General features: G+C 64.3%; 25 protein-coding genes. All 25 read left to right on the top strand.

What is annotated here, in order from left to right:
- Positions 1-68: 68 nt before the first annotated feature.
- The 25 genes from fliH (at position 69) to motD (ending at position 24,239) form a co-directional block, all read left to right on the top strand.
- The gene (fliH, locus tag B2790_RS20805; protein ID WP_286919645.1) at positions 69-863 is read left to right on the top strand and encodes a flagellar assembly protein FliH; all 795 of its coding nucleotides are present in this window, start codon (positions 69-71) and stop codon (positions 861-863) included.
- Complete coding sequence (fliI, locus tag B2790_RS20810; protein ID WP_061551804.1) at positions 853-2,211, top strand: flagellar protein export ATPase FliI; 1,359 nt, start codon at positions 853-855, stop codon at positions 2,209-2,211. Before fliH ends, fliI begins: the two co-directional genes overlap by 11 nt.
- Positions 2,212-2,217: 6 nt before the next feature.
- Positions 2,218-2,670, top strand: coding sequence for a flagellar export protein FliJ (gene fliJ, locus B2790_RS20815; RefSeq protein WP_085663987.1), 453 nt, complete (start codon positions 2,218-2,220; stop codon positions 2,668-2,670).
- Positions 2,671-2,861: 191 nt separating this feature from the next.
- Positions 2,862-3,167, top strand: coding sequence for an STAS domain-containing protein (locus B2790_RS20820; RefSeq protein ID WP_015271215.1), 306 nt, complete (start codon positions 2,862-2,864; stop codon positions 3,165-3,167).
- 8 nt (positions 3,168-3,175) lie between these two features.
- A complete protein-coding gene (locus tag B2790_RS20825) occupies positions 3,176-4,867 on the top strand; it encodes a fused response regulator/phosphatase (RefSeq protein WP_286919647.1) in 1,692 nt (563 codons plus the stop codon).
- A 48-nt stretch (positions 4,868-4,915) separates the two neighbouring features.
- Positions 4,916-5,263 carry an Hpt domain-containing protein gene (locus B2790_RS20830; RefSeq protein WP_286919648.1) on the top strand — a complete coding sequence of 116 codons (348 nt, stop codon included), beginning with the start codon at positions 4,916-4,918 and terminating at the stop codon, positions 5,261-5,263.
- 72 nt (positions 5,264-5,335) lie between these two features.
- A complete protein-coding gene (locus B2790_RS20835; protein ID WP_286919649.1) occupies positions 5,336-6,604 on the top strand; it encodes a flagellar hook-length control protein FliK in 1,269 nt (422 codons plus the stop codon).
- Between the two features lie 218 nt (positions 6,605-6,822).
- On the top strand, positions 6,823-7,320 hold the full coding sequence (fliL, locus tag B2790_RS20840) for a flagellar basal body-associated protein FliL (RefSeq protein ID WP_025340078.1): 498 nt from the start codon (positions 6,823-6,825) through the stop codon (positions 7,318-7,320).
- Between the two features lie 9 nt (positions 7,321-7,329).
- Positions 7,330-8,298: a flagellar motor switch protein FliM gene (gene fliM, locus B2790_RS20845; RefSeq protein WP_013973595.1), complete on the top strand. Its 969-nt coding sequence runs from the start codon at positions 7,330-7,332 to the stop codon at positions 8,296-8,298.
- Positions 8,299-8,344: 46 nt separating this feature from the next.
- Complete coding sequence (gene fliN / locus B2790_RS20850) at positions 8,345-8,815, top strand: flagellar motor switch protein FliN (RefSeq protein ID WP_003257291.1); 471 nt, start codon at positions 8,345-8,347, stop codon at positions 8,813-8,815.
- Between the two features lie 12 nt (positions 8,816-8,827).
- A complete protein-coding gene (fliO, locus tag B2790_RS20855) occupies positions 8,828-9,262 on the top strand; it encodes a flagellar biosynthetic protein FliO (RefSeq protein WP_085589202.1) in 435 nt (144 codons plus the stop codon).
- Positions 9,262-10,017, top strand: a complete 756-nt coding sequence (gene fliP, locus B2790_RS20860) for a flagellar type III secretion system pore protein FliP (RefSeq protein ID WP_003257293.1) — start codon at positions 9,262-9,264, stop codon at positions 10,015-10,017. The genes fliO and fliP overlap by 1 nt, the downstream gene beginning before the upstream one ends.
- Positions 10,018-10,038: 21 nt before the next feature.
- Positions 10,039-10,308 (top strand): flagellar biosynthesis protein FliQ, encoded by a 270-nt coding sequence (fliQ, locus tag B2790_RS20865; RefSeq protein ID WP_075045922.1) that lies wholly within the window; start codon positions 10,039-10,041, stop codon positions 10,306-10,308.
- 7 nt (positions 10,309-10,315) lie between these two features.
- Positions 10,316-11,092, top strand: coding sequence for a flagellar biosynthetic protein FliR (gene fliR, locus B2790_RS20870; protein WP_085589009.1), 777 nt, complete (start codon positions 10,316-10,318; stop codon positions 11,090-11,092).
- 2 nt (positions 11,093-11,094) lie between these two features.
- Positions 11,095-12,237 (top strand): flagellar biosynthesis protein FlhB, encoded by a 1,143-nt coding sequence (gene flhB, locus B2790_RS20875; protein WP_286919650.1) that lies wholly within the window; start codon positions 11,095-11,097, stop codon positions 12,235-12,237.
- A 586-nt stretch (positions 12,238-12,823) separates the two neighbouring features.
- A complete protein-coding gene (gene flhA / locus B2790_RS20880) occupies positions 12,824-14,953 on the top strand; it encodes a flagellar biosynthesis protein FlhA (protein WP_286919651.1) in 2,130 nt (709 codons plus the stop codon).
- Between the two features lie 11 nt (positions 14,954-14,964).
- Positions 14,965-16,272 (top strand): flagellar biosynthesis protein FlhF, encoded by a 1,308-nt coding sequence (flhF, locus tag B2790_RS20885; protein WP_085589005.1) that lies wholly within the window; start codon positions 14,965-14,967, stop codon positions 16,270-16,272.
- Positions 16,273-16,365: 93 nt separating this feature from the next.
- Positions 16,366-17,199: a flagellar synthesis regulator FleN gene (fleN, locus tag B2790_RS20890; protein ID WP_003254408.1), complete on the top strand. Its 834-nt coding sequence runs from the start codon at positions 16,366-16,368 to the stop codon at positions 17,197-17,199.
- The gene (gene fliA / locus B2790_RS20895; RefSeq protein ID WP_286919652.1) at positions 17,196-17,936 is read left to right on the top strand and encodes an RNA polymerase sigma factor FliA; all 741 of its coding nucleotides are present in this window, start codon (positions 17,196-17,198) and stop codon (positions 17,934-17,936) included. The genes fleN and fliA overlap by 4 nt, the downstream gene beginning before the upstream one ends.
- 103 nt (positions 17,937-18,039) lie before the next feature.
- A complete protein-coding gene (locus B2790_RS20900; RefSeq protein ID WP_075045918.1) occupies positions 18,040-18,414 on the top strand; it encodes a chemotaxis response regulator CheY in 375 nt (124 codons plus the stop codon).
- Between the two features lie 20 nt (positions 18,415-18,434).
- Positions 18,435-19,223, top strand: a complete 789-nt coding sequence (locus tag B2790_RS20905) for a protein phosphatase CheZ (protein ID WP_085614524.1) — start codon at positions 18,435-18,437, stop codon at positions 19,221-19,223.
- Between the two features lie 12 nt (positions 19,224-19,235).
- Positions 19,236-21,458, top strand: a complete 2,223-nt coding sequence (locus B2790_RS20910) for a chemotaxis protein CheA (RefSeq protein WP_286919653.1) — start codon at positions 19,236-19,238, stop codon at positions 21,456-21,458.
- A 46-nt stretch (positions 21,459-21,504) separates the two neighbouring features.
- Entirely contained in the window at positions 21,505-22,638 is a 1,134-nt protein-coding gene (locus tag B2790_RS20915) for a protein-glutamate methylesterase/protein-glutamine glutaminase (protein ID WP_075045916.1), read from the top strand.
- Positions 22,638-23,378 carry a flagellar motor protein gene (locus B2790_RS20920; protein ID WP_046614572.1) on the top strand — a complete coding sequence of 247 codons (741 nt, stop codon included), beginning with the start codon at positions 22,638-22,640 and terminating at the stop codon, positions 23,376-23,378. The genes B2790_RS20915 and B2790_RS20920 overlap by 1 nt, the downstream gene beginning before the upstream one ends.
- Positions 23,379-23,381: 3 nt before the next feature.
- Positions 23,382-24,239 (top strand): flagellar motor protein MotD, encoded by an 858-nt coding sequence (gene motD, locus B2790_RS20925; RefSeq protein ID WP_075045915.1) that lies wholly within the window; start codon positions 23,382-23,384, stop codon positions 24,237-24,239.
- Positions 24,240-24,311 lie beyond the last annotated feature (72 nt).

Genomic DNA, 24,311 nt, shown 5'->3' on the forward strand with positions numbered 1-24,311 from the left:
GATCGCCGGCAAGCCAGCTCCCACAGGGCCCCGCATTTGTCGAACAGGCTTGTTGAGTACCTGAAAACATGTCCACCAAAGAACAGCACCCCAGCGACCTGATCCGCGCCCGCGACCTCGAGGGCGTGGACGTATGGGCGCTGCCCAGCTTCGACCCGGAACCCGAGCCTGAGCCCGAACCGGCGCCGGAACCCGAGGTAATCGAGGAAGAAGTCGAGGAAGTGCCGCTGGAAGAAGTCCAGCCACTGACCCTGGAAGAACTCGAGGCCATCCGCCAGGAGGCCTACAACGAAGGCTTCGCCACCGGTGAGCGCGAGGGCTTCCATAGCACCCAGCTCAAGGTCCGCCAGGAAGCCGAAGAGGCCCTGAAGACCAAGCTGGAGAGCCTCGACCGGCTGATGACCAACCTGATGGAGCCGATCGCCGAGCAGGACACGCAGATCGAGAAAACCCTGGTCCACCTGGTGGCTCACATGACCCGCCAGGTGATCGGTCGCGAACTGCGGGGCGATTCCAGCCAGATCACCCAGGTACTGCGCGAAGCGCTCAAGCTGCTGCCCATGGGCGCGGACAATATCCGCATTCATCTCAACCCGCAGGATTTCGAGCTGGCCAAGGCCCTGCGCGAGCGCCATGAGGAAAGCTGGCGGCTGCTCGAGGACAGCGCACTGCTACCAGGTGGCTGCCGTATCGAGACCGCGCATAGCCGCATCGACGCGACCATGGAAACACGCATCGAGAAAGCCGTGGCACAACTGTTCGACCAGTTGCACGACCATTCGCTGCACCCGGCAGCGCCGGACATGTCGGTAGACCTGGATAGCCTGCCAGAGCGCGCCGTGGGTAGCCCGGATGCAACTTGAGCGCACCAGTTTCGGCAAGCGCCTGGGCAGTTACGCCGAGGCCATCGAGCTGCCGGCCCAGCCCATCGTCGAAGGCCGCCTGCTGCGCATGGTCGGCCTCACCCTGGAAGCCGAAGGCCTGCGCGCTGCAGTCGGCAGCCGCTGCCTGGTAATCAACGACGACAGCTACCACCCGGTGCAGGTGGAGGCCGAAGTCATGGGCTTTGCCGGGTCCAAGGTATTCCTCATGCCGGTCGGCAGCATTGTCGGCATCGCCCCCGGCGCCCGGGTGGTGCCGCTGGATGACAGCGGCCGCCTGCCCATGGGCATGAGCATGCTCGGCCGGGTGCTCGACGGCGCCGGCCGTGCGCTGGATGGCAAGGGCGGGATGAAGGCCGAGGACTGGGTGCCGATGGACGGCCCGGTGATCAACCCGTTGAACCGCGACCCCATCAGCAAGCCGCTGGACGTGGGCATTCGCAGCATCAATGGCCTGCTCACCGTCGGTCGCGGCCAGCGCCTGGGCCTGTTCGCCGGTACCGGTGTGGGCAAGTCGGTGTTGCTGGGCATGATGACCCGCTTCACCGAAGCCGAGATCATCGTCGTTGGCCTGATCGGCGAGCGGGGCCGCGAGGTCAAGGAATTCATCGAGCATATCCTTGGTGAGGAAGGCCTCAAGCGCTCGGTGGTGGTCGCTTCGCCCGCCGACGATGCGCCGCTGATGCGCCTGCGGGCCGCCATGTACTGCACACGTATTGCCGAGTACTTCCGCGACAAGGGCAAGAACGTGCTGTTGTTGATGGACTCGCTGACCCGTTTCGCCCAGGCCCAGCGTGAAATCGCCTTGGCCATCGGCGAGCCGCCGGCCACCCGGGGTTACCCGCCATCGGTGTTCGCCAAGCTGCCCAAGCTGGTGGAGCGGGCCGGCAACGGCGAGCCAGGCGGTGGTTCGATCACCGCGTTCTATACCGTGTTGTCCGAGGGTGACGACCAGCAGGACCCGATTGCCGACGCGGCGCGCGGTGTGCTCGATGGTCACTTCGTGCTGTCGCGGCGGCTGGCCGAGGAAGGCCATTACCCGGCCATCGACATCGAAGCCTCGATCAGCCGGGTCATGCCCCAGGTGGTCGATGCCGACCATTTGCGCCAGGCGCAAAAGTTCAAGCAGTTGTGGTCGCGCCTGTCGCAGAGCCGCGACCTGATCAGTGTGGGCGCCTACGTGGCGGGTGGCGACCCGGAAACCGACCTGGCCATCGCGCTGCAATCGAAGCTGGTGGAGTTTCTGCGCCAGGGCCTGCGCGAGAGCGTGGGCATGGCGCAAAGCCGCGAACAGTTGGGGGCGATCTTTGCGCCCCCGGCGGGCGGTTGATAGGCCATGGCGCTGCCCGGACGTGCCGCGCGCCTGGCGCCGGTGGTGGACATGGCCGAAGAGGCCGAGCGCCAGGCGGCCCAGCGCCTTGGGCAGTTCCAGCAGCAGGTGGCCACGGCACAGGCCAAGCTGGCCGAGCTCGAACGGTTTCGCGAGGACTACCAACTGCAGTGGATCAACCGTGGCGGGCAGGGGGTAAACGGTAGCTGGCTGGTCAATTACCAGCGCTTCCTCGGGCAGTTGGAAACGGCCATGACCCAGCAGCGCCAGAGCCTGGTCTGGCACCAGAACAACCTCAACAACGCCCGCGGCACCTGGCAGCAGGCCTATGCCCGGGTGGAAGGCTTGCGCAAGCTGGTGCAGCGCTACCTGGACGAAGCCCGGCGGGCCGAAGACAAGCGCGAGCAGCGCTTGCTCGACGAGCTGTCACAACGCCTGCCGCGGCAGAATCACCTATAGCCTGTACTGACCTCTTCGCGGGTAAACCCGCTCCCACAGGTACGGCGCAGAATTCGAATTCGTGGAGATCCTGTGGGAGCGGGTTTACCCGCGAAGAGGCCGGGACAGGCAGCCCACATGCTTGCCACCCCCGCCATCGCCTGCTAAACCTTTAAGGAGTTGCATCCGCCATCATCGAAGGAATCGCTAGCATGGCAGTCGAGACTGATTTTTCGCAGGACGGGAAAAAGCTGACGATAAAGATCAAGGGGCGCTTCGATTTCGGCAAGCACCAGGAATTTCGTGACGCCTACGAACGCCAGCCCAACCGGCCAGATTCGGTGGTCGTCGACCTGAAGGACACCACCTACCTCGACAGTTCCGCACTCGGCATGCTGCTGTTGCTGCGTGACCATGCGGGCGGCGATGAGTCGGATGTGCGTGTGGTGCATGCCAGCTCCGACGTGCGCAAGATCCTCGCCATCTCCAATTTCGAAAAACTCTTCGATATCAGTTGAGCGCCGACATGCCGGCCGAACAGGCGTTGACCGTGCTGGTCGCCGAAGACGGTGCCGCCGACCGCCTGCTGCTGGCGCAGATCGTGCGCCGTCAGGGCCATCAGGTATTCACCGCGGAAAACGGCGAGCAGGCGGTGGCGCTGTTCGTCGAGCGGCGCCCGCAACTGGTGCTGCTGGATGCGCTGATGCCGGTGATGGATGGCTTCGAGGCGGCGCGGCAGATCAAGGCGCTGGCCGGCGAAGCGCTGGTGCCGATCATTTTCCTGACGTCATTGAACGAGGAGGAAGGCCTGGTGCGCTGCCTGGAGGCCGGGGGCGACGACTTCATGGCCAAGCCCTACAGTGCGGTGATCCTCGGCGCCAAGATACGCGCCATGGACCGCCTGCGCCGGCTGCAGGCCACCGTGCTGGAGCAGCGCGACCAGATTGCCCGGCACCACCACCACCTGCTCAACGAGCAGCGGGTGGCCAAGGCGGTGTTCGACAAGGTGGCCCACTCCGGCTGCCTGGCCGCGCCCAACATCCGCTACCTGCAATCGCCCTATGCGCTGTTCAATGGCGACCTGATGCTGGCCGCGTTCACCCCGTCCGGCGACATGCGCGTGCTGCTTGGCGATTTCACCGGCCACGGCTTGCCAGCGGCGGTAGGCGCCATGCCGCTGGCCGAAGTGTTCTACGGCATGACTGCCAAGGGCTACGGCATGGCGCAAATCCTGCGCGAGATGAATGCCAAGCTCAAACGTATCCTGCCGGTGGACATGTTCTGTTGTGCGCTGCTGCTCAACCTCAGCATGCAGCGCGGTTCGGTGGAAGTGTGGAACGGCGGCATGCCTGATGGCTATCGCCTGGCAGTGGATGGCCAGGTGCTGTCGGTGCTGACGTCGCGACACCTGCCGCTGGGCATCCTGGACGCCGAGCGTTTCGATGACAGTACCGAAGTGTTGCCGCTGGCACCGGGCGAGCGCCTGCTGCTGCTGTCGGACGGCGTGCTGGACACCGCCGACGACCATGAACGCCTGTTTGGTGTGCAGCGGCTGCGCAGGGTGCTGGCCGACAACCGGGACCCGGTGCGGTTGTTCGACGAAGTGATGCAGGCCCTGGAGCGCTTTGGCGGGCGCCCGCGCGATGACATCAGCCTGTGCGACATCCGTATGTTCAGCGCCGAGGAGCGGGTGCCGGCGCCGATGATCTACTCTGATAGCGGCCGCTCCAGCCCGCTGGACTGGTCGCTGGGGTTCGAGGTGCGTGGCCAGAGCCTGAAGCGCTTCAACCCGGTGCCGTACCTGGTGCAGTTGTTGCAGGAGATTCATGGCCTGCGCGCGCGTACCGGCAACCTGCACAGTGTGCTCAGCGAGCTGTATTCCAATGCCCTGGAGCATGGCGTGCTGGGCCTGGACTCGCAGCTCAAGCGCGATGTACAGGGCTTTGCCGACTATTATCAGGAGCGCGCCCGGCGCCTTGGGGTTCTGACCGACGGTTACGTGCGCATCGATTTCAAGGTTGAACCGCAAGCCGACGGCGGGCGTCTGAAGATCGAGGTCCGTGACAGTGGTGCTGGGTTCGATGTGCAGCGGGTGCTGTCGCGGCCCTCGCTGGAGCAGGGGCTGAGCGGGCGAGGCCTGAACCTGGTGCGGCGGCTGGCCAGCAGCGCGCACTGGAGTGAGGGCGGGCGCTGCGCGCATGTGGAGTTCGTCTGGTGAGCCACGGGTTGGCTCGGGCATAATCTGGCTTGATCAAGGAGTGAACAAGTGACTGACATGCATATTGACCACAAGGTACTCAGCGACCTGCGTGAGGTCATGGAAGATGGCTACCTGCAGTTGGTGCAAACCTTTCTCGACGACTCCGAACGGCGCCTGGGTCAGCTGCACGCGGCCAAAAGTGCCGAAGAGCTCGGCTCCGCGGCTCACAGTTTCAAGGGCAGCAGCAGCAACATGGGCGCGGTTGCATTGGCCAACCTGTGCCAGCAGCTGGAGGAGCGCGCACGGCGGCCCCCGCTGTATGGGATCGAAGACCTGATCAACCGCATCGACCAAGAGTTCCTCGAGGTGCAGGGCTTCTACCGAGGTGAGCAGCAGCGCATTTCGGCGGGTTGAAGCGCGACTTGGCGCGAGTCTTGCGTGTCTCTGGCAATATGATTTTTTTGTTTCTGGCGCGGAGACCGCTCGATGCCTGTCGCACCCAACCCATTGTTGCAAGGCAACGCCATTGCCAACACCTCGCGTTCGGCCGCCGCACAGGCCGACAAGCCGCTGCAGGCGCCGGGCGACAAGGGCGACGGCTTCGGCCAGGTGATGGCCCGGCAGGGCCGCGACAAGGCCGCCGGGCAGGACGACAAGGTCGCTCAGGCCAAGCCCAAGGACAAGCCCGAGGCGGCGCAGGGCGGCAAGAAAGCCGCTGCCGACAAACCCGCGGTTGCCGATGACGGCAAACAATTGCCAGCCGACGACCAGGCCCAGGCCGACACCGGCTTGCGCGATGCCAGCCTGGTTGCCGGCCAAGTCACCGACGCCCAGCCTGGCGCACAACTGATCCAGGCCCAGGCCGAGGCGGTGGCGCCGGTGTTGCAGGCCGCCGCGGCGCAGGCGCAGGTCACCGCCGAGCTGCCCGAGGAGCCGGCCGCCGAGGAAGCCTTCGACCCTGACGCCGACCCTTTGGCCAACCTGCCGACCCTGCGCCTGGCGCTGGAACAAAGCGCCCAGGCCAAGGGAGCGACTTCGGCGCATGCCCTGGACCCTTCGCAGGCTCAGGGCGAAGAGGGGCAGATGGCCGTCAATACCTTGGCGAATCTGGTCGAAAATGCCGAGGGTGAAACGGGCGAGCCTGGCGACAAGGCCTTTGCCGGCTTGCTCGAAGATGGCCTGAAAGACACCAAGAGCGCTGGCAGCGATACACGCGTAGACGATTTCGCCAACCGCCTGGCCAACCTGACCCAGGCCGCCACGGCCAAGACCGCCAATGCCGTGCCGGCCAATGCCAGCCCATTGCACCAACCGCTGCCGATGAACCAGAACGCCTGGGCCGAAGGCCTGGTCAACCGGGTCATGTACCTGTCCAGCCAGAACCTCAAGTCGGCGGATATCCAGCTGGAACCGGCGGAACTGGGCCGCCTGGACATTCGCGTCAATGTTGCGACGGACCAGTCGACCCAGATCACCTTCATCAGCGGCCACGCCGGCGTGCGTGACGCCCTCGACAGCCAGGTGCACCGCCTGCGCGAGCTGTTCGCCCAACAGGGGCTGGCACAGCCGGACGTTAACGTGGCCGACCAGTCGCGCGGGCAGCAGCAACAGCAGCAGGGGCAGGCGCAGGGCAGCAACCTGTCCGGGGTGGCGGCGCGCCGGGCCGAGCAGGGCGGGGCAGAGGCAGTCGATAGCGCCCGGCCTGTGGAGCAGCAGGTGGTTGTTGGCGACAGTGCGGTCGATTACTACGCCTGATAACCGTTAGCCTGAGCCGGCCTCTTCGCGGGCGCGCCCGCTCCCACAGGAATTTCATCGGTTTCGAATCCTGTGCGTTGCCTGTGGGAGCGGGCGTGCCCGCGAAGAAGGCAGCACTGCAAAACCTGCTGGAATCCATCCTCTGCAAAATCTGGCATAACACTTGCTCAAGCCAAGCCATCCTCCCTTGAACCCCCGATGGACGACGGATTATTGGCATGGCGAAGAGCGAAGCAGTCAAAGACCCCGCCACTAAAGGCAAACTCAAGCTGATCCTGCTGGCGGTAGTGGGCCTGTTGCTGGCGATCGGCCTTTCGGTGGGCGCTACCTGGTTCATCATGCACAAGAGCGAGCCGGCCCCGGCCGCCGATCCTGCAGCCAGCAACGTCAAGCCAGCGGCTATCTACGAAGCGCTGGCCCCGGCCTTCGTGGTCAACTTCAACCAGAACGGCCGCCAGCGCTACATGCAGGTGAGCATCACCCTGCAAGCGCGCAGCCAGGCTGACCTGGACGCCCTCAAGGTGCACATGCCGGTGATCCGCAACAACCTGGTGATGATGTTCTCCGGGCAAGGTTTCGACACCCTGGCCGGCAGCCCGGTGGGGCAGGAAATGCTGCGCCAGAAGGCCACCGCAGTGGTTCAGGAAGTGGCACAGAAGGAAGTCGGCAAGCCGGTCGTCGACCAGTTGCTGTTCACCAATTTCGTATTGCAGTAGGAGTCCGCAATGGCCGTACAGGACCTGCTGTCCCAGGATGAAATCGATGCCCTGTTGCATGGCGTCGACGACGGGCTGGTGCAGACCGAGAGTGCATCCGAGCCTGGCAGCATCAAAAGCTACGACCTGACCAGTCAGGACCGTATCGTGCGGGGTCGCATGCCGACCCTGGAAATGATCAACGAGCGTTTCGCCCGTTACACCCGTATCAGCATGTTCAACCTGCTGCGCCGCTCCGCCGACGTGGCAGTGGGCGGCGTGCAGGTGATGAAGTTCGGCGAATACGTGCACTCGCTGTATGTGCCGACCAGCCTCAACCTGGTCAAGATCAAGCCGCTGCGCGGTACCTCGCTGTTCATCCTCGACGCCAAACTGGTGTTCAAGCTGGTGGACAACTTCTTCGGCGGCGACGGGCGCCACGCCAAGATCGAAGGCCGCGAGTTCACCCCCACCGAGTTGCGCGTGGTGCGCATGGTGCTGGACCAGTGCTTCGTCGACCTCAAGGAAGCCTGGCAGGCAATCATGCCGGTCACCTTCGAGTACATGAACTCCGAGGTAAACCCGGCCATGGCCAACATTGTCGGCCCCAGCGAGGCGGTGGTGGTGTCCACCTTCCACATCGAGCTGGACGGCGGTGGCGGCGACCTGCACGTGACCATGCCGTACTCGATGATCGAGCCGGTGCGGGAAATGCTCGACGCCGGTTTCCAGTCCGACCTGGATGACCAGGACGAGCGCTGGGTCAAGGCCCTGCGCGAGGACGTGCTGGATGTGGCCGTGCCGCTGACCGCCACCGTAGCCCGGCGCCAGCTGAAGCTGCGCGACATCCTGCACATGCAGCCTGGTGACGTGATCCCGGTGGAGCTGCCCGAGCACCTGGTGCTGCGCGCCAACGGCGTGCCGTCGTTCAAGGCGCGCCTGGGTTCGCACAAGGGCAACCTGGCGCTGCAGATCATCGACCCGATCGAACGCCGCTGACGCGTGCCGGTCGCTCATAACGAATTGAATGCCTGTCGAGGAAACCATGGCTAACGAAAACGAGATCACCTCCGCAGAGGACCAGGCACTGGCCGATGAATGGGCTGCGGCACTGGAAGAAACCGGTGCGGCCGGCCAGGCCGATATCGATGCACTGCTGGGTGGTGACACCGGTAGCAGCACCGGCGGCGCGGGCCGCCTGCCGATGGAGGAGTTCGCCAGCTCGCCGAAGCCGAACGAAAACGTCAGCCTCGAAGGCCCTAACCTGGACGTGATCCTGGATATCCCGGTGAACATTTCCATGGAAGTGGGCAGTACCGAGATCAACATCCGCAACCTGCTGCAGCTAAACCAGGGCTCGGTGATCGAGCTCGACCGCCTGGCCGGCGAGCCGCTCGACGTGCTGGTCAACGGCACGCTGATTGCCCATGGCGAGGTGGTGGTGGTCAACGAGAAGTTCGGCATCCGCCTGACCGACGTGATCAGCCCCAGCGAACGTATCAAGAAGCTGCGCTGAGTGAAGGGCACGATGCGCGCCATCGCGGCGCTCGCCGCGCTGCTCGCCAGCCAGGCTTGCCTGGCCGCGGCCACACCGGCGGCAACCCCGGCAACCGCGCCTGGCAGCCTCGGTGGGCAGCTGGCGCAGATGGTCTTCGGCCTGCTGCTGGTGGTCGGCCTGATCTTCTTCCTGGCCTGGTTGCTGCGGCGCATGCAAAGCACCGCGGTGAAGGGCGGGCAGGTGATCGAGATCGTCGGCAGCCGGGCCATCGGCCCGCGTGACCGCCTGCTGCTGGTGCAGGTGGGCAAGGAGCAGATCCTGATCGGCCATACCCCTGGCAGCATCGAGGCCCTGCATGTGCTGGCCGAACCCGTGGAAGTGCCGGAAAACGCCCGCCAGGCGACGCCGGAGTTTGCCCAGCGGCTGATGGAGCTGATGGGCAAGGACCCTAAGGACAAGAAGTGATGAGTGGCGCGCTGCGTGTGTTGTTGACTCTGGCGCTGCTGCTGGCTGCGCCGCTGGCCCTGGGGGCCGACCCGCTGTCGATCCCGGCCATTACCCTGTCCAATACCGCGGACGGGCAGCAGGAGTATTCGGTCAGCCTGCAGATCCTGCTGATCATGACGGCGCTCAGCTTCATCCCGGCGTTCGTCATCCTGATGACCAGCTTCACCCGCATCATCATCGTGTTCTCGATCCTGCGTCAGGCCCTGGGCCTGCAGCAGACGCCGTCGAACCAGCTGCTGACCGGCATGGCGCTGTTCCTGACCATGTTCATCATGGCGCCGGTGTTCGACCGGGTGAACCAGGACGCACTGCAGCCGTACCTGAAGGAGCAGATGACTGCCCAGCAGGCCATCGACAAGGCCCAGGGGCCGCTCAAGGACTTCATGCTGGCGCAAACCCGGCAAAGCGACCTCGACCTGTTCATGCGCCTGTCCAAGCGTACCGACATCGCTGGCCCGGACCAGGTGCCGCTGACGATCCTGGTGCCGGCGTTCGTCACCTCCGAGCTGAAGACTGCGTTCCAGATCGGTTTCATGATCTTCATCCCGTTCCTGATCATCGACATGGTGGTAGCCAGCGTGCTGATGGCCATGGGTATGATGATGCTGTCGCCGCTGATCATCTCGCTGCCGTTCAAGATCATGCTGTTCGTGCTGGTCGATGGCTGGGCGCTGATCATGGGCACCTTGGCCAGCAGTTTCGGCGGCGTCTGACGCCGTCAAGGAGAGCCGCCGATGACACCTGAAGTCGCTGTCGACCTGTTCCGTGATGCCTTGTGGCTGACCACCCTGATGGTCGCCATTCTGGTGGTGCCCAGCCTGCTGGTGGGCCTGGTGGTGGCCATGTTCCAGGCCGCCACGCAGATCAACGAACAGACCCTGAGCTTCCTGCCGCGCCTGTTGGTGATGCTGGTCACGCTGATCGTCGCCGGGCCGTGGCTGGTGCAGAAGTTCATGGAGTACATCACCAGTCTGTACACCAACATCCCGCAGCTGATCGGTTGACGCGCCGATGCTGGAGCTGACCGACACGCAGATCGGCACCTGGGTCGCCACCTTCATCCTGCCGTTGTTCAGGGTGACGGCAGTATTGATGACCATGCCGATCTTTGGCACCCGCATGCTGCCGGCGCGGGTGCGTCTGTACGTGGCGGTGGCTATCACCGTGGTGATCGTCCCGGCCCTGCCGCCCCTGCCCGAGTTCGATCCGCTGAGCCTGCGCGGCCTGCTGCTGTGTGCCGAGCAGGTCATCGTCGGGGCGTTGTTCGGGTTGTCGCTGCAGTTGTTGTTCCAGGCTTTCGTCATCGCTGGCCAGATCGTCGCGGTGCAGATGGGCATGGCCTTCGCATCGATGGTCGACCCGGCCAACGGCGTCAACGTTGCGGTGATCAGCCAGTTCATGACCATGCTGGTGAGCGTGCTGTTCCTGCTGATGAACGGCCATCTGGTGGCGTTCGAGGTGCTGACCGAAAGCTTCACCACCTTGCCGGTGGGCAATGCGCTGGTGGTCAATCAGTTCTGGGAGATGGCGGGGCGCCTGGGCTGGGTGTTCGGTGCCGGCCTGCTGCTGATCCTGCCGGCTATCGCCGCGTTGCTGGTGGTGAACATCGCCTTTGGCGTAATGACGCGTGCCGCGCCGCAGCTGAACATTTTCTCCATCGGTTTTCCGCTGACCCTGGTCATGGGCATGTTCATTTTCTGGGTCGGCCTGGCCGACATACTTTCCCATTACCAGGCATTGGCCAGCGAAGCGCTGCAATGGCTGCGTGATCTGGCAAGGGCGCGCTGAGCATGGCGGAAAGCGAAAGCGGTCAGGACAAGACAGAAGAACCCACCGACAAGCGCAAGCGCGATGCCCGCGAGAAAGGCGAGATCGCGCGTTCCAAGGAGCTGAACACGGTGGCGGTGACCTTGGCCGGCGCCGGTGGCCTGCTGGCGTTCGGCGGCCACCTGGCCGAGACACTGCTGGCGATCATGCGCATGAACTTCAGCCTGACCCGCGACTTCATCGTCGATGAGCGGGCCATGGGTGTCTTCCTGTTGGCCTCGGGCAAGATGGCCATCTGGGCGGTGCAGCCGATCTTGATCCTGTTGTTCGTGATTTCCTTTGTCGCGCCGATTGTCCTGGGCGGTTTCCTGTTTTCCGGCAGCCTGCTGCAGCCGAAATTCAGCCGCATGAATCCCTTGTCGGGGATCAAGCGCATGTTCTCGATGAACGCCCTGACCGAGCTATTGAAAGCACTCGCCAAGTTTTTCGTGATTCTGGTCGTGGCAGTAGTGGTGCTGGTCAACGACCGCCAGGCGCTGCTCGCCATCGCCAATGAGCCGTTGGAGCAGGCGATCATCCATAGCCTGCAGGTGGTGGGCTGGAGTGCGTTGTGGATGTCGGCCGGGCTGCTGTTGATTGCGGCGGCGGACGTGCCGTTCCAGCTGTGGCAGACGCACAACAAGCTGAAGATGACCAAGCAGGAAATCAAGGACGAGTACAAGGACAGCGAAGGCAAGCCCGAGGTCAAGCAGCGTATTCGCCAGCTGCAGCGTGAGGCTTCGCAGCGGCGCATGATGGCGGCTGTGCCCGAAGCCGACGTGATCATCACCAACCCGACGCATTATGCGGTGGCCTTGCAATACGACCCGGAGAAAGGCGGGGCGGCGCCGTTGCTGCTGGCCAAGGGGACGGATTTCATTGCCCTGAAGATTCGCGAGATCGGCGTGGAGCACAAGGTCCAGATTCTCGAATCGCCGGCGTTGGCGCGGGCGATCTACTACTCCACCGAACTTGAGCAGGAAATCCCTGCCGGGCTTTACCTGGCGGTGGCGCAGGTGCTGGCCTATGTGTTCCAGATCCGCCAGTACCGGGCTGGCAAAGGCAAGCGGCCAGAGCCGCTGAAGGACGACCTGCCGATTCCGCCGGACCTGCGCCGCGACAGTTGACCTTGTGTCAGGGCTTCTGGCCCTTTCGCGGGCACGCCCGCTCCCACAGGGACCTCATGCTCCTCGAGGGCGGCGCCGTACTTGTGGGAGCGGGCGTGCCCGCGAAGAGGCCGGAACAGGCAACATAAATCCCCCGTCGAGCAAAGTTGGAAAGCTTCTTGCCAAGCCTGCGCCGCGACAGTTGACCTTGTGTCAGGGCTTCTGGCCCTTTCGCGGGCACGCCCGCTCCCACAGGGACCTCATGCTCCTCGAAGGCGACGCCGCACCTGTGGGAGCGGGTTCACCCGCGAAGAGGCCGGAACAGACAACATAATCCACCGTCGAGCAAAGTTGGAAAGCTTCTTGCCAAGCCTGCGCCGCGACAGTTGACTTTGTGTAGGGCTTCTGGCCCTTTCGCGGGCGCGCCCGCTCCCACAGGGACTTCATGCTCCTCGAGGGTGACGCCGCACCTGTGGGAGCGGGCGTGCCCGCGAAGAGGCCGGAACAGGCAACATAAATCCCCCGTCGAGCAAAGTTGGAAGGCTTCTTGCAAAGCCAGCGCCAGGCGCGCCCTGTGCGTCAAAGTTTTGCATCAAGAGGACTCGCGGTGGATCGCACTCAGTTAATCAGCAACGCCCGTAACAACCTGGCCGGGCTCGGCCGGGGCAATCTGGGTGTGCCGCTGTTGCTGCTGGTGATGTTGGCAATGATGATGTTGCCGATACCGCCGTTCCTGCTCGACGTGTTCTTCACTTTCAACATCGCCCTGTCGATCGTGGTCCTGCTGGTCTGCGTCTACGCCCTGCGCCCGCTCGACTTCGCCGCATTCCCCACCATCCTGCTGGTGGCCACGCTGTTGCGCCTGGCCCTGAACGTGGCTTCCACCCGGGTGGTGATGCTGCATGGCCAGGAGGGCCACGGCGCCGCCGGCAAGGTGATCCAGGCCTTCGGCGAGGTGGTGATCGGCGGTAACTACGTGGTCGGTGCCGTGGTGTTCGCCATCCTCATGATCATCAACTTCGTGGTGGTGACCAAGGGCGCCGGGCGTATCTCGGAAGTGAGCGCGCGTTTCACCCTCGACGCCATGCCCGGCAAGCAGATGGCCATCGACGCCGACCTCAACGCCGGCCTGATCGACCAGGCCCAGGCCAAGCACCGTCGTTCCGAAGTGGCGCAGGAAGCCGAGTTCTACGGTTCGATGGACGGTGCCAGCAAGTTCGTCCGCGGTGACGCCATCGCCGGCCTGCTGATCCTGTTCATCAACCTGATCGGCGGCATGCTGATCGGCATGCTGCAGCACGGCATGAGCTTTGGCGATGCCGGCAAGGTGTACGCCTTGCTGACCATCGGTGACGGTTTGGTGGCGCAATTGCCATCACTGTTGCTGTCCACCGCTGCCGCGATCATGGTTACCCGTGCTTCGGGCTCCGAGGACATGGGCAAGCTGATCAACCGGCAGATGTTCGATTCGCCCAAGGCCCTGGCGGTGTCCGCCGCGCTGATGATCGTCATGGGCCTGGTGCCGGGCATGCCGCACGTGGCCTTCCTCAGCCTCGGCCTGCTGGCCGGTGGTGGTGCCTACCTGGTGTGGAAGAAGCAGCAGAAGGCCAAGGCTCAGGCGCTGCAGGAGGCGCAGCGCCAGCAGGACCTGCTGCCCTCGCCACAGCGTGCGCTGGAAACCAAGGAGCTGGGCTGGGATGACGTCACGCCGATCGACATGATTGGCCTGGAGGTCGGCTACCGGTTGATCCCGCTGGTCGATCGCAACCAGGGTGGCCAATTGCTGGCGCGGATCAAGGGCGTGCGCAAGAAGCTGTCGCAAGACCTGGGCTTCCTCATGCCCACCGTGCACATCCGCGACAACCTTGACCTGCAGCCCAGCGCGTATCGCCTGACCCTGATGGGGGTGATCCTGGCCGAGGCCGAGATCTACCCGGACCGCGAACTGGCAATCAACCCGGGGCAGGTGTTCGGCACCCTCAACGGCATTGCCGCGCGCGACCCGGCGTTTGGCCTTGAAGCCGTGTGGATCGATGTCGGCCAGCGCTCCCAGGCGCAGTCGCTGGGCTACACCGTGGTCGACGCCAGCACCGTGGTGGCCACCCACCTGAACCAGATCCTGCAGAAGCACTGCCACGAGCTGATCGGCCATGAAGAGGTCCAGCAACTGCTGCAGGTGTTGGCCAAGGCATCGCCTAAACTTGCAGAAGAGCTGGTGCCGGGTGTCATTTCCTTGTCGGGCCTGCTCAAGGTGCTGCAAGCGTTGTTGTCTGAACAAGTGCCAGTGCGCGATATTCGCAGTATCGCCGAGGCGATCGCGAACAACGCCGGCAAGAGTCAAGATACCGCCGCGCTGGTGGCGGCAGTGCGCGTCGGATTGTGTCGCGCCATCGTGCAAAGCATTGTCGGCGTTGAGTCGGAGCTGCCAGTGATTACCCTGGAGCCAAGGTTGGAACAGATTTTGCTCAATAGTCTGCAAAGGGCCGGGCAAGGTCAGGAAGACGGTGTTCTTCTGGAACCGAGCATGGCCGAGAAGCTGCAGCGTTCGCTGATCGAGGCGGCCCAGCGCCAGGAAATGCAGGGCCAGCCGGCCATCCTCCTGGTCGCCGGCCCGATCCGCGCCATGCTGTCGCGTTTCGGTCGCCTGGCTGTACCGAATTTGCATGTTCTGGCGTATCAGGAAATACCGGACAACAAGCAAGTCACCATCGTTGCCACCGTGGGCCCTAACGGCTGAGGTAGGGGATAATGCAAGTTAAGCGATTTTTCGCCGCCGATATGCGTCAGGCCATGAAGCTGGTCCGTGATGAGCTGGGCGCCGATGCCGCCATCATCGGCAACCGTCGCATCGCCGGCGGTGTCGAGCTGACGGCCGCGCTGGACTACAAGCTGTCCGCCCTGGCCCCGCGTGTGCCCAACGCCGAACTGGAAGAAGAGCTGCGCAAGACCCATACGCGCATCGCCACCGCCCAGGCCGAGCTGGGCCACCGCCAGGACAGCAGCGACAACAACCGCCAATTGTTCGCCGGCCAGTCGCTGACCGCCGCCGAGCCGTTGATCGAACCGCATGTCGATGTTCCCGAGGCTGCTGCAGCGCCTGCGTCGGCGCCGGTCGACCCGCGCCTGTTCGATGCCATGCGCTCCGAGCTGTCGGGCCTGCGCGAGCTGCTGGAAGTGCAGCTCGGCTCGCTGGCCTGGAACCAGCTGCAGGGCAGCAAGCCGCAGCAGGCCACCGTCTGGCGCCGGCTGCAACGCATCGGCCTGTCTGGGCCGATCGCCCGTGAGCTGCTGGACCTGACTGCCGAGATCGACGAGCCACGCCAGGCCTGGCGCATGTTGCTGGCGCACCTGGCGCGGATGATCGAAATCCCCGAGGTCGAGCCGATAGAAGAGGGCGGGGTGATCGCCATGGTCGGCCCGGCCGGCATGGGCAAGACCACCACCCTGGCCAAGCTGGCCGCCCGCTACGTGCTCAAGTACGGCGCGCAGAACCTGGCGCTGGTGAGCATGGACAGCTTCCGCATCGGCGCCCAGGAGCAGCTCAAGACCCTGGGCCGCATCCTCAACGTGCCGGTGACCTACGTCGACCCGGGCCAGTCGCTGGCCGCGGCGCTGGAGCCGCTGCTGCGCAAGCGCGTGGTGCTGATCGATACCGCCGGCCTGCAGGCCAGCGACCCGGCCCTGCGCATGCAACTGGACACCCTGGCCGGGCGTGGCATTGCCGCGAAGAACTACCTGGTGCTGGCCACCACCAGCCAGAAGCAGGTGCTGACCGCCGCCTACCACAGCTACAAGCGCTGCGGCCTGGCCGGTTGCATCCTGACCAAACTCGATGAAACGGCGAGCCTTGGCGACGTGCTGAGCCTTGCCATCAGTCATGATTTGCCAGTGGCCTACCTGACCGACGGGCCGCGCATTCCTGACGACCTGCACCTGCCACGGGGGCACCAGTTGGTCTCCCGCGCGGTCAATGTGCAGCAGCAGGACGAGCCCAGCGAAGAGGCCATGGCCGACATGTTCGCTGATCTCTATCACAACCCACGGCGAGCGGGTTGATGATGAAATGTGTGCAAGGTAGCTATGCCAAGGGGTACGCAGAATTGCCCTACGTGTGGCCTGAGTCCCAGCGAGACAAGGTAAAGAACAGACATGGGTAGCATGCATCCCGTACAGGTGATCGCCGTGACCGGTGGCAAAGGTGGCGTCGGCAAGACTAACGTTTCAGTGAACCTGTCCCTGGCGCTGGCCGAGCTTGGCCGCAGGGTCATGCTGCTCGACGCTGACCTGGGCCTGGCCAATGTCGATGTGCTGCTGGGCCTTACCCCCAAGCGGACCCTGGCCGATGTCATCGAAGGGCGCTGCGAGCTGCGCGACGTGATGTTGCAGGGCCCCGGTGGTGTGCGCATCGTGCCGGCGGCCTCGGGCACGCAGAGCATGGTGCACCTGGCCCCGGCCCAGCATGCCGGGCTGATCCAGGCGTTCAGCGAAATCGGCGACAACCTCGACGTGCTGGTGATCGACACTGCGGCCGGTATCGGTGATTCGGTGGTCAGCTTCGTGCGCGCCGCCCAGGAGGTGCTGCTGGTGGTATGCGACGAACCCACCTCGATCACCGATGCCTACGCCCTGATCAAGCTGCTCAACCGCGACTACGGCATGAACCGCTTCCGGGTGCTGGCCAACATGGCGCAGAGCCCGCAGGAAGGCCGCAACCTGTTCGCCAAGCTGACCAAGGTCACCGACCGCTTCCTCGACGTTGCCCTGCAGTACGTGGGCGCCGTGCCGTATGACGAGTGCGTGCGCAAGGCGGTGCAGAAGCAGCGTGCCGTGTACGAAGCCTTCCCACGCTCCAAATGCGCGCTGGCCTTCAAGGCGATTGCCCAGAAGGTCGATAGCTGGCCGCTGCCGGCCAACCCGCGCGGCCATCTGGAGTTCTTTGTCGAGCGTCTGGTGCAGCCCACCAGCGCGGGACCTGTGCTATGAACGCCAGCGGTTTCAAGATGTACAGCCGGGCGTCGAAAGACGCGCAGTACGAGCTGATCGAGCGCTACGCCCCGCTGGTCAAGCGCATCGCCTACCACCTGCTGGCGCGGCTGCCGGCCAACGTGCAGGTCGAGGACCTGATCCAGGCCGGCATGATCGGCCTGCTGGAAGTGGCCAACAAGTACGACGCCAGCAAGGGCGCCAGCTTCGAAACCTACGCCGGCATCCGCATTCGCGGGGCCATGCTGGACGAAGTGCGCAAGGGCGACTGGGCACCGCGTTCGGTGCACCGCAACACCCGCATGGTCAGCGACGCGATGCGTGCGGTTGAAGCCAGAACCGGCCGTGACGCTAAAGATCATGAAGTTGCTGCCGAACTCCAATTGAGTCTCGATGATTACTACGGGATCTTGAACGATACCCTGGGCAGCCGCCTGTTCAGCTTCGACGACCTGTTGCAGGACGGCGAGCACGAAGGGCTGCATGAGGATGGCGCCAGTGGCCAGGTGGAACCTGCGCGTGGCCTGGAGGACGAGCGCTTCCAGGCCGCCCTGGCCGAGGCCATCGCCAACCTGCCGGAGCGTGAGCGCCTGGTGCTGGCGCTGTACTACGACGAAGAGCTGAACCTCAAGGAAATCGGTGAGGTGCTGGGGGTCAGCGAGTCGCGGGTCAGCCAGTTGCACAGCCAGTGTGCCGCGCGCCTGCGCAGCCGCCTGGGGGAATGGCGGGCGCGTTGAGGCCGCTGTCGTTGCAGTCGTTTTCTACGTTGTACCGAATTGTGAATGCGCGCTCGGGGCCGAGCGCGTTTGAGACTGCTTGGAGGTCTACTTGAACAAAGACATGAAAATCCTCATCGTTGACGACTTTTCGACGATGCGGCGGATCATCAAGAACCTGTTGCGTGACCTGGGCTTCACCAACACCGAAGAAGCCGACGACGGCACCACGGCGCTGCCGATGCTGGAGAACGGCCACTACGACTTCCTGGTGACCGACTGGAACATGCCTGGCATGTCCGGCATCGACCTGCTGCGCAAGGTGCGTGCCCACGATCGCCTGAAATCCATGCCGGTGCTGATGGTGACCGCCGAAGCCAAGCGCGACCAGATCATCGAAGCGGCCCAGGCCGGCGTCAATGGCTACGTGGTCAAGCCGTTCACCGCCCAGGTGCTCAAAGAAAAGATCGAGAAGATCTTCGAACGCGTCAACGGCTGAGTCACGTCAGGGGGCGCGCCATGGATTCATCACAAACGTCTTTGGGCGAGTTCGAATCGACCCTGAAGAAGCATGCCCAGGAGCTGGTCGAGAGCCTGGAGCGGGGCCGTTTCGGCGATGCGGTGCAGCTGATTCACGAGCTGAACCAGACCCGCGACCGCGGCCTGTACCAGGAAGTCGGCAAGCTGACCCGCGAGCTGCACAGTGCCATCGTCAGTTTCCAGATCGACCCGACCATGCCGCAGGCCGAGGAGGTGTCGCAGATAACCGACGCCACCGAGCGCCTGTCGTACGTGGTCAGGCTTACCGAGGGCGCGGCCAACCGCACCATGGACCTGGTCGAGGAAAGCACCCCGGTGCTCAACGACCTGGCCAGCGAGGCCCAGGCCCTGAGCACCGACTGGCAGCGTTTCATGCGCCGCGAAGTGGCTGCGCCGGAGTTCCGTGACCTGGTCAAGCGCGTCGACAGTTTCCTGACGCACAGCGCCGAAGGTAACCGCAAGGTCGCCGGCCACCTCAACGACATTCTGCTGGCCCAGGACTATCAGGACCTGACCGGCCAGGTGATCAAGCGCGTCACCACGTTGGTCACCGAGGTGGAAAGCAACCTGCTCAAACTGGTGTTGATGGCCAGCCAGGTCGACCGCTTTGCGGGCATCCAGCATGACCACGATCAACTGCGCGCAGAAAAAGATCGAGAAAAACATCCGACTCGGGGTGAAGGTCCGCAGATTCATGCCGATAAGCGTGAAGACGTCGTGTCCGGTCAGGACGATGTCGATGATTTGCTGTCCAGCCTGGGTTTTTAAGGAGCACGTTTGATGAGCTTCGGCGCCGATGAAGAAATCCTCCAGGATTTCCTGGTAGAAGCCGGCGAAATTCTTGAGCAACTGTCCGAGCAACTGGTCGAGCTGGAAAGCCGGCCCGACGATGCCGACCTGCTCAATGCGATCTTTCGCGGTTTCCACACTGTAAAAGGGGGCGCCGGCTTCCTTCAGCTGAACGAGCTGGTGGAGTGCTGCCATATCGCCGAGAACGTGTTCGACGTCCTGCGCAAAGGTGAGCGCCGGGTCGACGCGGAACTGATGGATGTGGTGCTCGAGGCACTGGACACGGTCAACAGCATGTTTGGCCAGGTGCGCGAGCGCACCGAAGTGACCGCGGCCACCCCCGAGTTGCTGGCGGCGCTGTCGCGCCTGGCCGAGCCGGGTGGCGCCGAAGCCGTTGAAGTGCCTGCCGCTGCGGCACCGGTTGCCGAAGCGCCTGCCGAGGAGCAGGACATCACTGACAGCGAGTTCGAGCAGCTGCTCGATTCGCTCGATGCGGTCAAGGCACAAGCTGCGGCCGACGAGCAGATGCAGGGCGAGACCGTCAGCGGTGAAGGTGACGAAATCAGCGACGCCGAGTTCGAGTCGCTGCTCGACCAGTTGCACGGCAAAGGCCAGTTCAGCGCCGAGGTTGCCGCGCAGCCGGTTGCCAGCGTGCCGGAAGCGGCCAGCGACGAAATTACCGACGCCGAGTTCGAATCGCTGCTGGACCAGTTGCATGGCAAGGGCACCTTCCAGGCCGATGCCTTGCCCGCTGCCAAGGCGCAGACGCCTGCCGCAACCGATACCAGCGCAGCCAGCGACGAAATCAGCGAGCACGAGTTCGAGGCGCTGCTGGACCAGTTGCACGGCAAGGGCAAGTTCGGTGGCGACGTTGCCGCCGTCGAAGCCCCGGCTGCGGCCAAGGTGCAAGCGCCGGTCGCGGCCAAGGCCGACAGCCAGCCCGTGGCCAAGCCAGCCGCAGTTGCTGCGCCGGCACCTGCCAGCAAACCTGCCGCAGCACCCCGCGCCCCGGCGCCGGCTGCCGAGAAGCATGGCGCCAGCGAAGCGGAAACCACCGTGCGGGTCGATACCGCGCGCCTGGACGAGATCATGAACATGGTCGGCGAACTGGTGCTGGTGCGTAACCGCCTGGTGCGCCTGGGCCTGAACAGCGGCGACGAGGCCATGTCCAAGGCTGTGTCCAACCTCGACGTGGTCACCGCCGACCTGCAGACCGCGGTGATGAAAACCCGCATGCAGCCGATCAAGAAAGTCTTCGGCCGCTTCCCGCGCCTGGTGCGCGACCTGGCCCGCCAGCTCAAGAAAGAGATCAACCTGGAGCTGGTCGGCGAAGAGACCGACCTCGACAAGAACCTGGTCGAGGCCCTGGCCGACCCGTTGGTGCACCTGGTGCGCAACGCTGTCGACCATGGCGTGGAAATGCCCGAAGAGCGTGAAGCCTCCGGCAAGGCGCGCACCGGCCGCGTGGTGCTGTCGGCCGAGCAGGAAGGCGACCACATCCTGCTGTCGATCTCTGACGACGGCAAGGGCATGGACCCCAACATCCTGCGCGCCAAGGCCGTGGAAAAGGGCCTGATGGACAAGGATGCCGCCGATCGCCTGAGCGAGTCGGACTGCTACAACCTGATCTTCGCCCCGGGCTTCTCGACCAAGACCGAGATTTCCGACGTGTCCGGCCGCGGTGTGGGCATGGACGTGGTGAAGACCAAGATCTCCCAGCTCAATGGCTCGATCAACATCTTCTCGGCCAAGGGCCAGGGCTCGAAGATCGTCATCAAGGTGCCGCTGACCCTGGCGATCATGCCCACCCTGATGGTGATGCTGGGCAACCAGGCGTTCGCCTTCCCGCTGGTCAACGTCAACGAGATCTTCCATCTCGACCTGTCGCGCACCAACGTGGTCGACGGCCAGGAAGTGGTGATCGTGCGCGACAAGGCGCTGCCGCTGTTCTACCTCAAGCGCTGGCTGGTCCAGGGCCAGGTGCACGAAGAGCAGCGCGAGGGGCACGTGGTGATCCTGTCTGTCGGCACTCAGCGCATCGGCTTTGTCGTCGATCAACTGGTTGGCCAGGAAGAAGTGGTAATCAAGCCGCTGGGCAAGATGCTGCAGGGCACCCCGGGCATGTCCGGGGCCACCATCACCGGCGACGGTCGCATCGCGTTGATTCTCGACGTCCCGAGCATGCTCAAGCGTTACGCCGCGCGGCGTATTTGATTTCGGTGGCGCACCCTGGCGGGTTGCGCCGCCTAATGGAGTGTTTATGGCAGTCAAGGTCCTGGTGGTGGATGATTCCGGTTTCTTCCGCCGCCGCGTCTCGGAAATCCTCTCGGCGGATCCGACGATCCAGGTAGTGGGTACCGCGACCAATGGCAAGGAAGCAATCGACCAGGCGCTGGCGCTGAAGCCCGATGTCATCACCATGGACTACGAAATGCCCATGATGGACGGCATTACCGCGGTGCGGCACATCATGCAGCGCTGCCCGACGCCGGTGTTGATGTTCTCGTCGCTGACCCATGAAGGCGCCCGTGTCACCCTCGATGCGCTGGATGCCGGTGCGGTGGATTACCTGCCGAAGAACTTCGAGGACATCTCGCGCAACCCAGACAAGGTCAAGCAACTGCTGTGCGAGAAGGTGCATACCATTTCCCGCAGCAACCGCCGTTTTGGCAGCTACGCCAGCCATGCGCCGGTTGCCGCACCTGCGCCGGCAGGCAGCAGCCACGCACCCACCAGCAGTTTCGCCAGCCCGGCAGCGGCGCGCACGCCGGCGCCTGCCCGTGCGGCGGCCCCGGCTGCGGCGCCAGCACACTCGCCGGCACCCAAGCGCAAGCCTTACAAGCTGGTGGCCATCGGCACCTCCACGGGTGGCCCGGTCGCCCTGCAGCGGGTGCTGACCCAGTTGCCGGCCAACTTCCCGGCGCCGATCGTGCTGATCCAGCACATGCCGGCGGCGTTCACCAAGGCCTTTGCCGAGCGCCTGGACAAGCTGTGCCGCATCAGCGTCAAGGAAGCCGAGGACGGCGACATGCTGCGCCCGGGCCTGGCCCTGCTGGCCCCGGGTGGCAAGCAGATGATGATCGACGGCCGTGGCACGGTGAAGATCCTGCCCGGTGACGAGCGCCTGAACTACAAGCCGTGCGTGGACATCACCTTCGGCTCGGCGGCCAAGTCGTATGGCGACAAGGTGCTGTCGGTGGTGCTCACCGGCATGGGCGCCGATGGCCGTGAAGGTGCGCGCCTGCTCAAGCAGGGCGGCAGTACGGTGTGGGCCCAGGATGAAGCCAGCTGCGTGATCTATGGCATGCCCATGGCCATCGTCAAGGCCAACCTGGCCGACGCGGTTTACAGCCTGGACGAAATCGGCAAGCACCTGGTGGAGGCGTGCGTCTGATGGACGTGCTCAGCCTGATCGGCCTGATCCTCGCCTTTGTCGCCATCGTCGGTGGCAACTTCCTCGAAGGCGGCCATGTCGGCGCCCTGATCAATGGCCCGGCAGCACTGATCGTGCTGGGCGGCACCCTGGCGGCGGCCTTGCTGCAGTCGCCACTGTCGTCGTTCAAGCGTGCCTTGCAGATTCTGCGCTGGATCCTGTTTCCGCCACGGGTCGACCTGGCGGGCGGGATCGACCGCGTCGTCAACTGGAGCCTGACCGCGCGCAAGGAAGGCCTGCTGGGCCTGGAAGGGGTGGCCGACGGCGAGCCTGACCCGTATGCGCGCAAGGGCCTGCAGCTGCTGGTGGATGGCGCCGAGCCAGAGGCCATCCGCAGCATCCTCGAAGTCGACTTCCTGACCCAGGAAAGCCGTGATATCCAGGCCGCCAAGGTGTTCGAAAGCATGGGTGGCTACGCGCCGACCATCGGCATCATCGGTGCGGTGATGGGCCTGATCCACGTGATGGGCAACCTGGCCGACCCGTCGCAGCTGGGCAACGGCATTGCCGTGGCCTTCGTCGCGACCATCTACGGCGTGGCCAGCGCCAACCTGGTGCTGCTGCCGATCGCCAACAAGCTCAAGGCCATCGTCATGCGCCAGTCGCGCTACCGCGAGATGCTGCTCGAGGGCCTGCTGTCGATTGCCGAGGGTGAGAACCCGCGCTCGATCGAGCTGAAGCTGCAAGGCTTCATGGAGTAACCCATGCGTCGCCGTCGTCATACCGAGGAACACGAAAACCACGAGCGCTGGCTGGTGTCGTACGCCGACTTCATCACCTTGCTGTTCGCCTTTTTCGTGGTGATGTACTCGATTTCCTCGATCAACGAGGGCAAGTACAAGGTCATTTCCCAGGCCTTGCTCGGGGTGTTCAACGACCCCGAGCGCAGCATGAAGCCGATCCCCATCGGTGAAGAGCGGCCGCTGAGCGTGCGCCCGGCCGAGCCGTTGGTGAAGGACAGCGAGCAGACCGATGCAGGCCTTGGGGCGACCAGTGTCGACCCGCTGAAAACCATCAGCGATGATGTGCGCGATGCCTTTGGCGACCTGATCAATAGCGACCAGATGACGGTGCGCGGCAATGAGCTGTGGATCGAGATCGAGCTCAATTCCTCGTTGCTGTTCGGCAGTGGCGATGCCATGCCCAGCGACAAGGCATTTGCCATCATCGAGAAGGTGGCCGGCATTCTCAAGCCGTTCGCCAACCCGGTGCACGTCGAAGGCTTTACCGACAACCTGCCGATCCGCACCGCGCAGTACCCGACCAACTGGGAGCTGTCATCGGCGCGGGCGGCAAGCATCGTGCGCCTGCTGGCCATGGAAGGGGTCAACCCGGCACGCATGGCCTCGGTCGGCTATGGCGAGTACCAGCCGGTGGCCAGCAACGACACTGCCGAAGGCCGTGCGCGCAACCGCCGCGTGGTGCTGGTGATTTCGCGCAACCTCGAAGTGCGCCGCAGCCTGACGGGCTCGGGCAGTGCCAATGCCACGCCGGATGCCGCATTGCGCCGGGCTGGCACACAAAGTGCACCGGCTACGCCAGCAACGGTGGCGGGGCAGTGATCCGTCAATTCCCCGACGTTGCCACGAACACAAGTTTGAATGCAGTACTGTCCCCTGTGGGAGCGGGCGAGC

It is taken from the genome of Pseudomonas sp. UBA6753 (assembly GCF_002453565.1).
Lineage (GTDB): Bacteria > Pseudomonadota > Gammaproteobacteria > Pseudomonadales > Pseudomonadaceae > Aquipseudomonas > Aquipseudomonas putida_Z.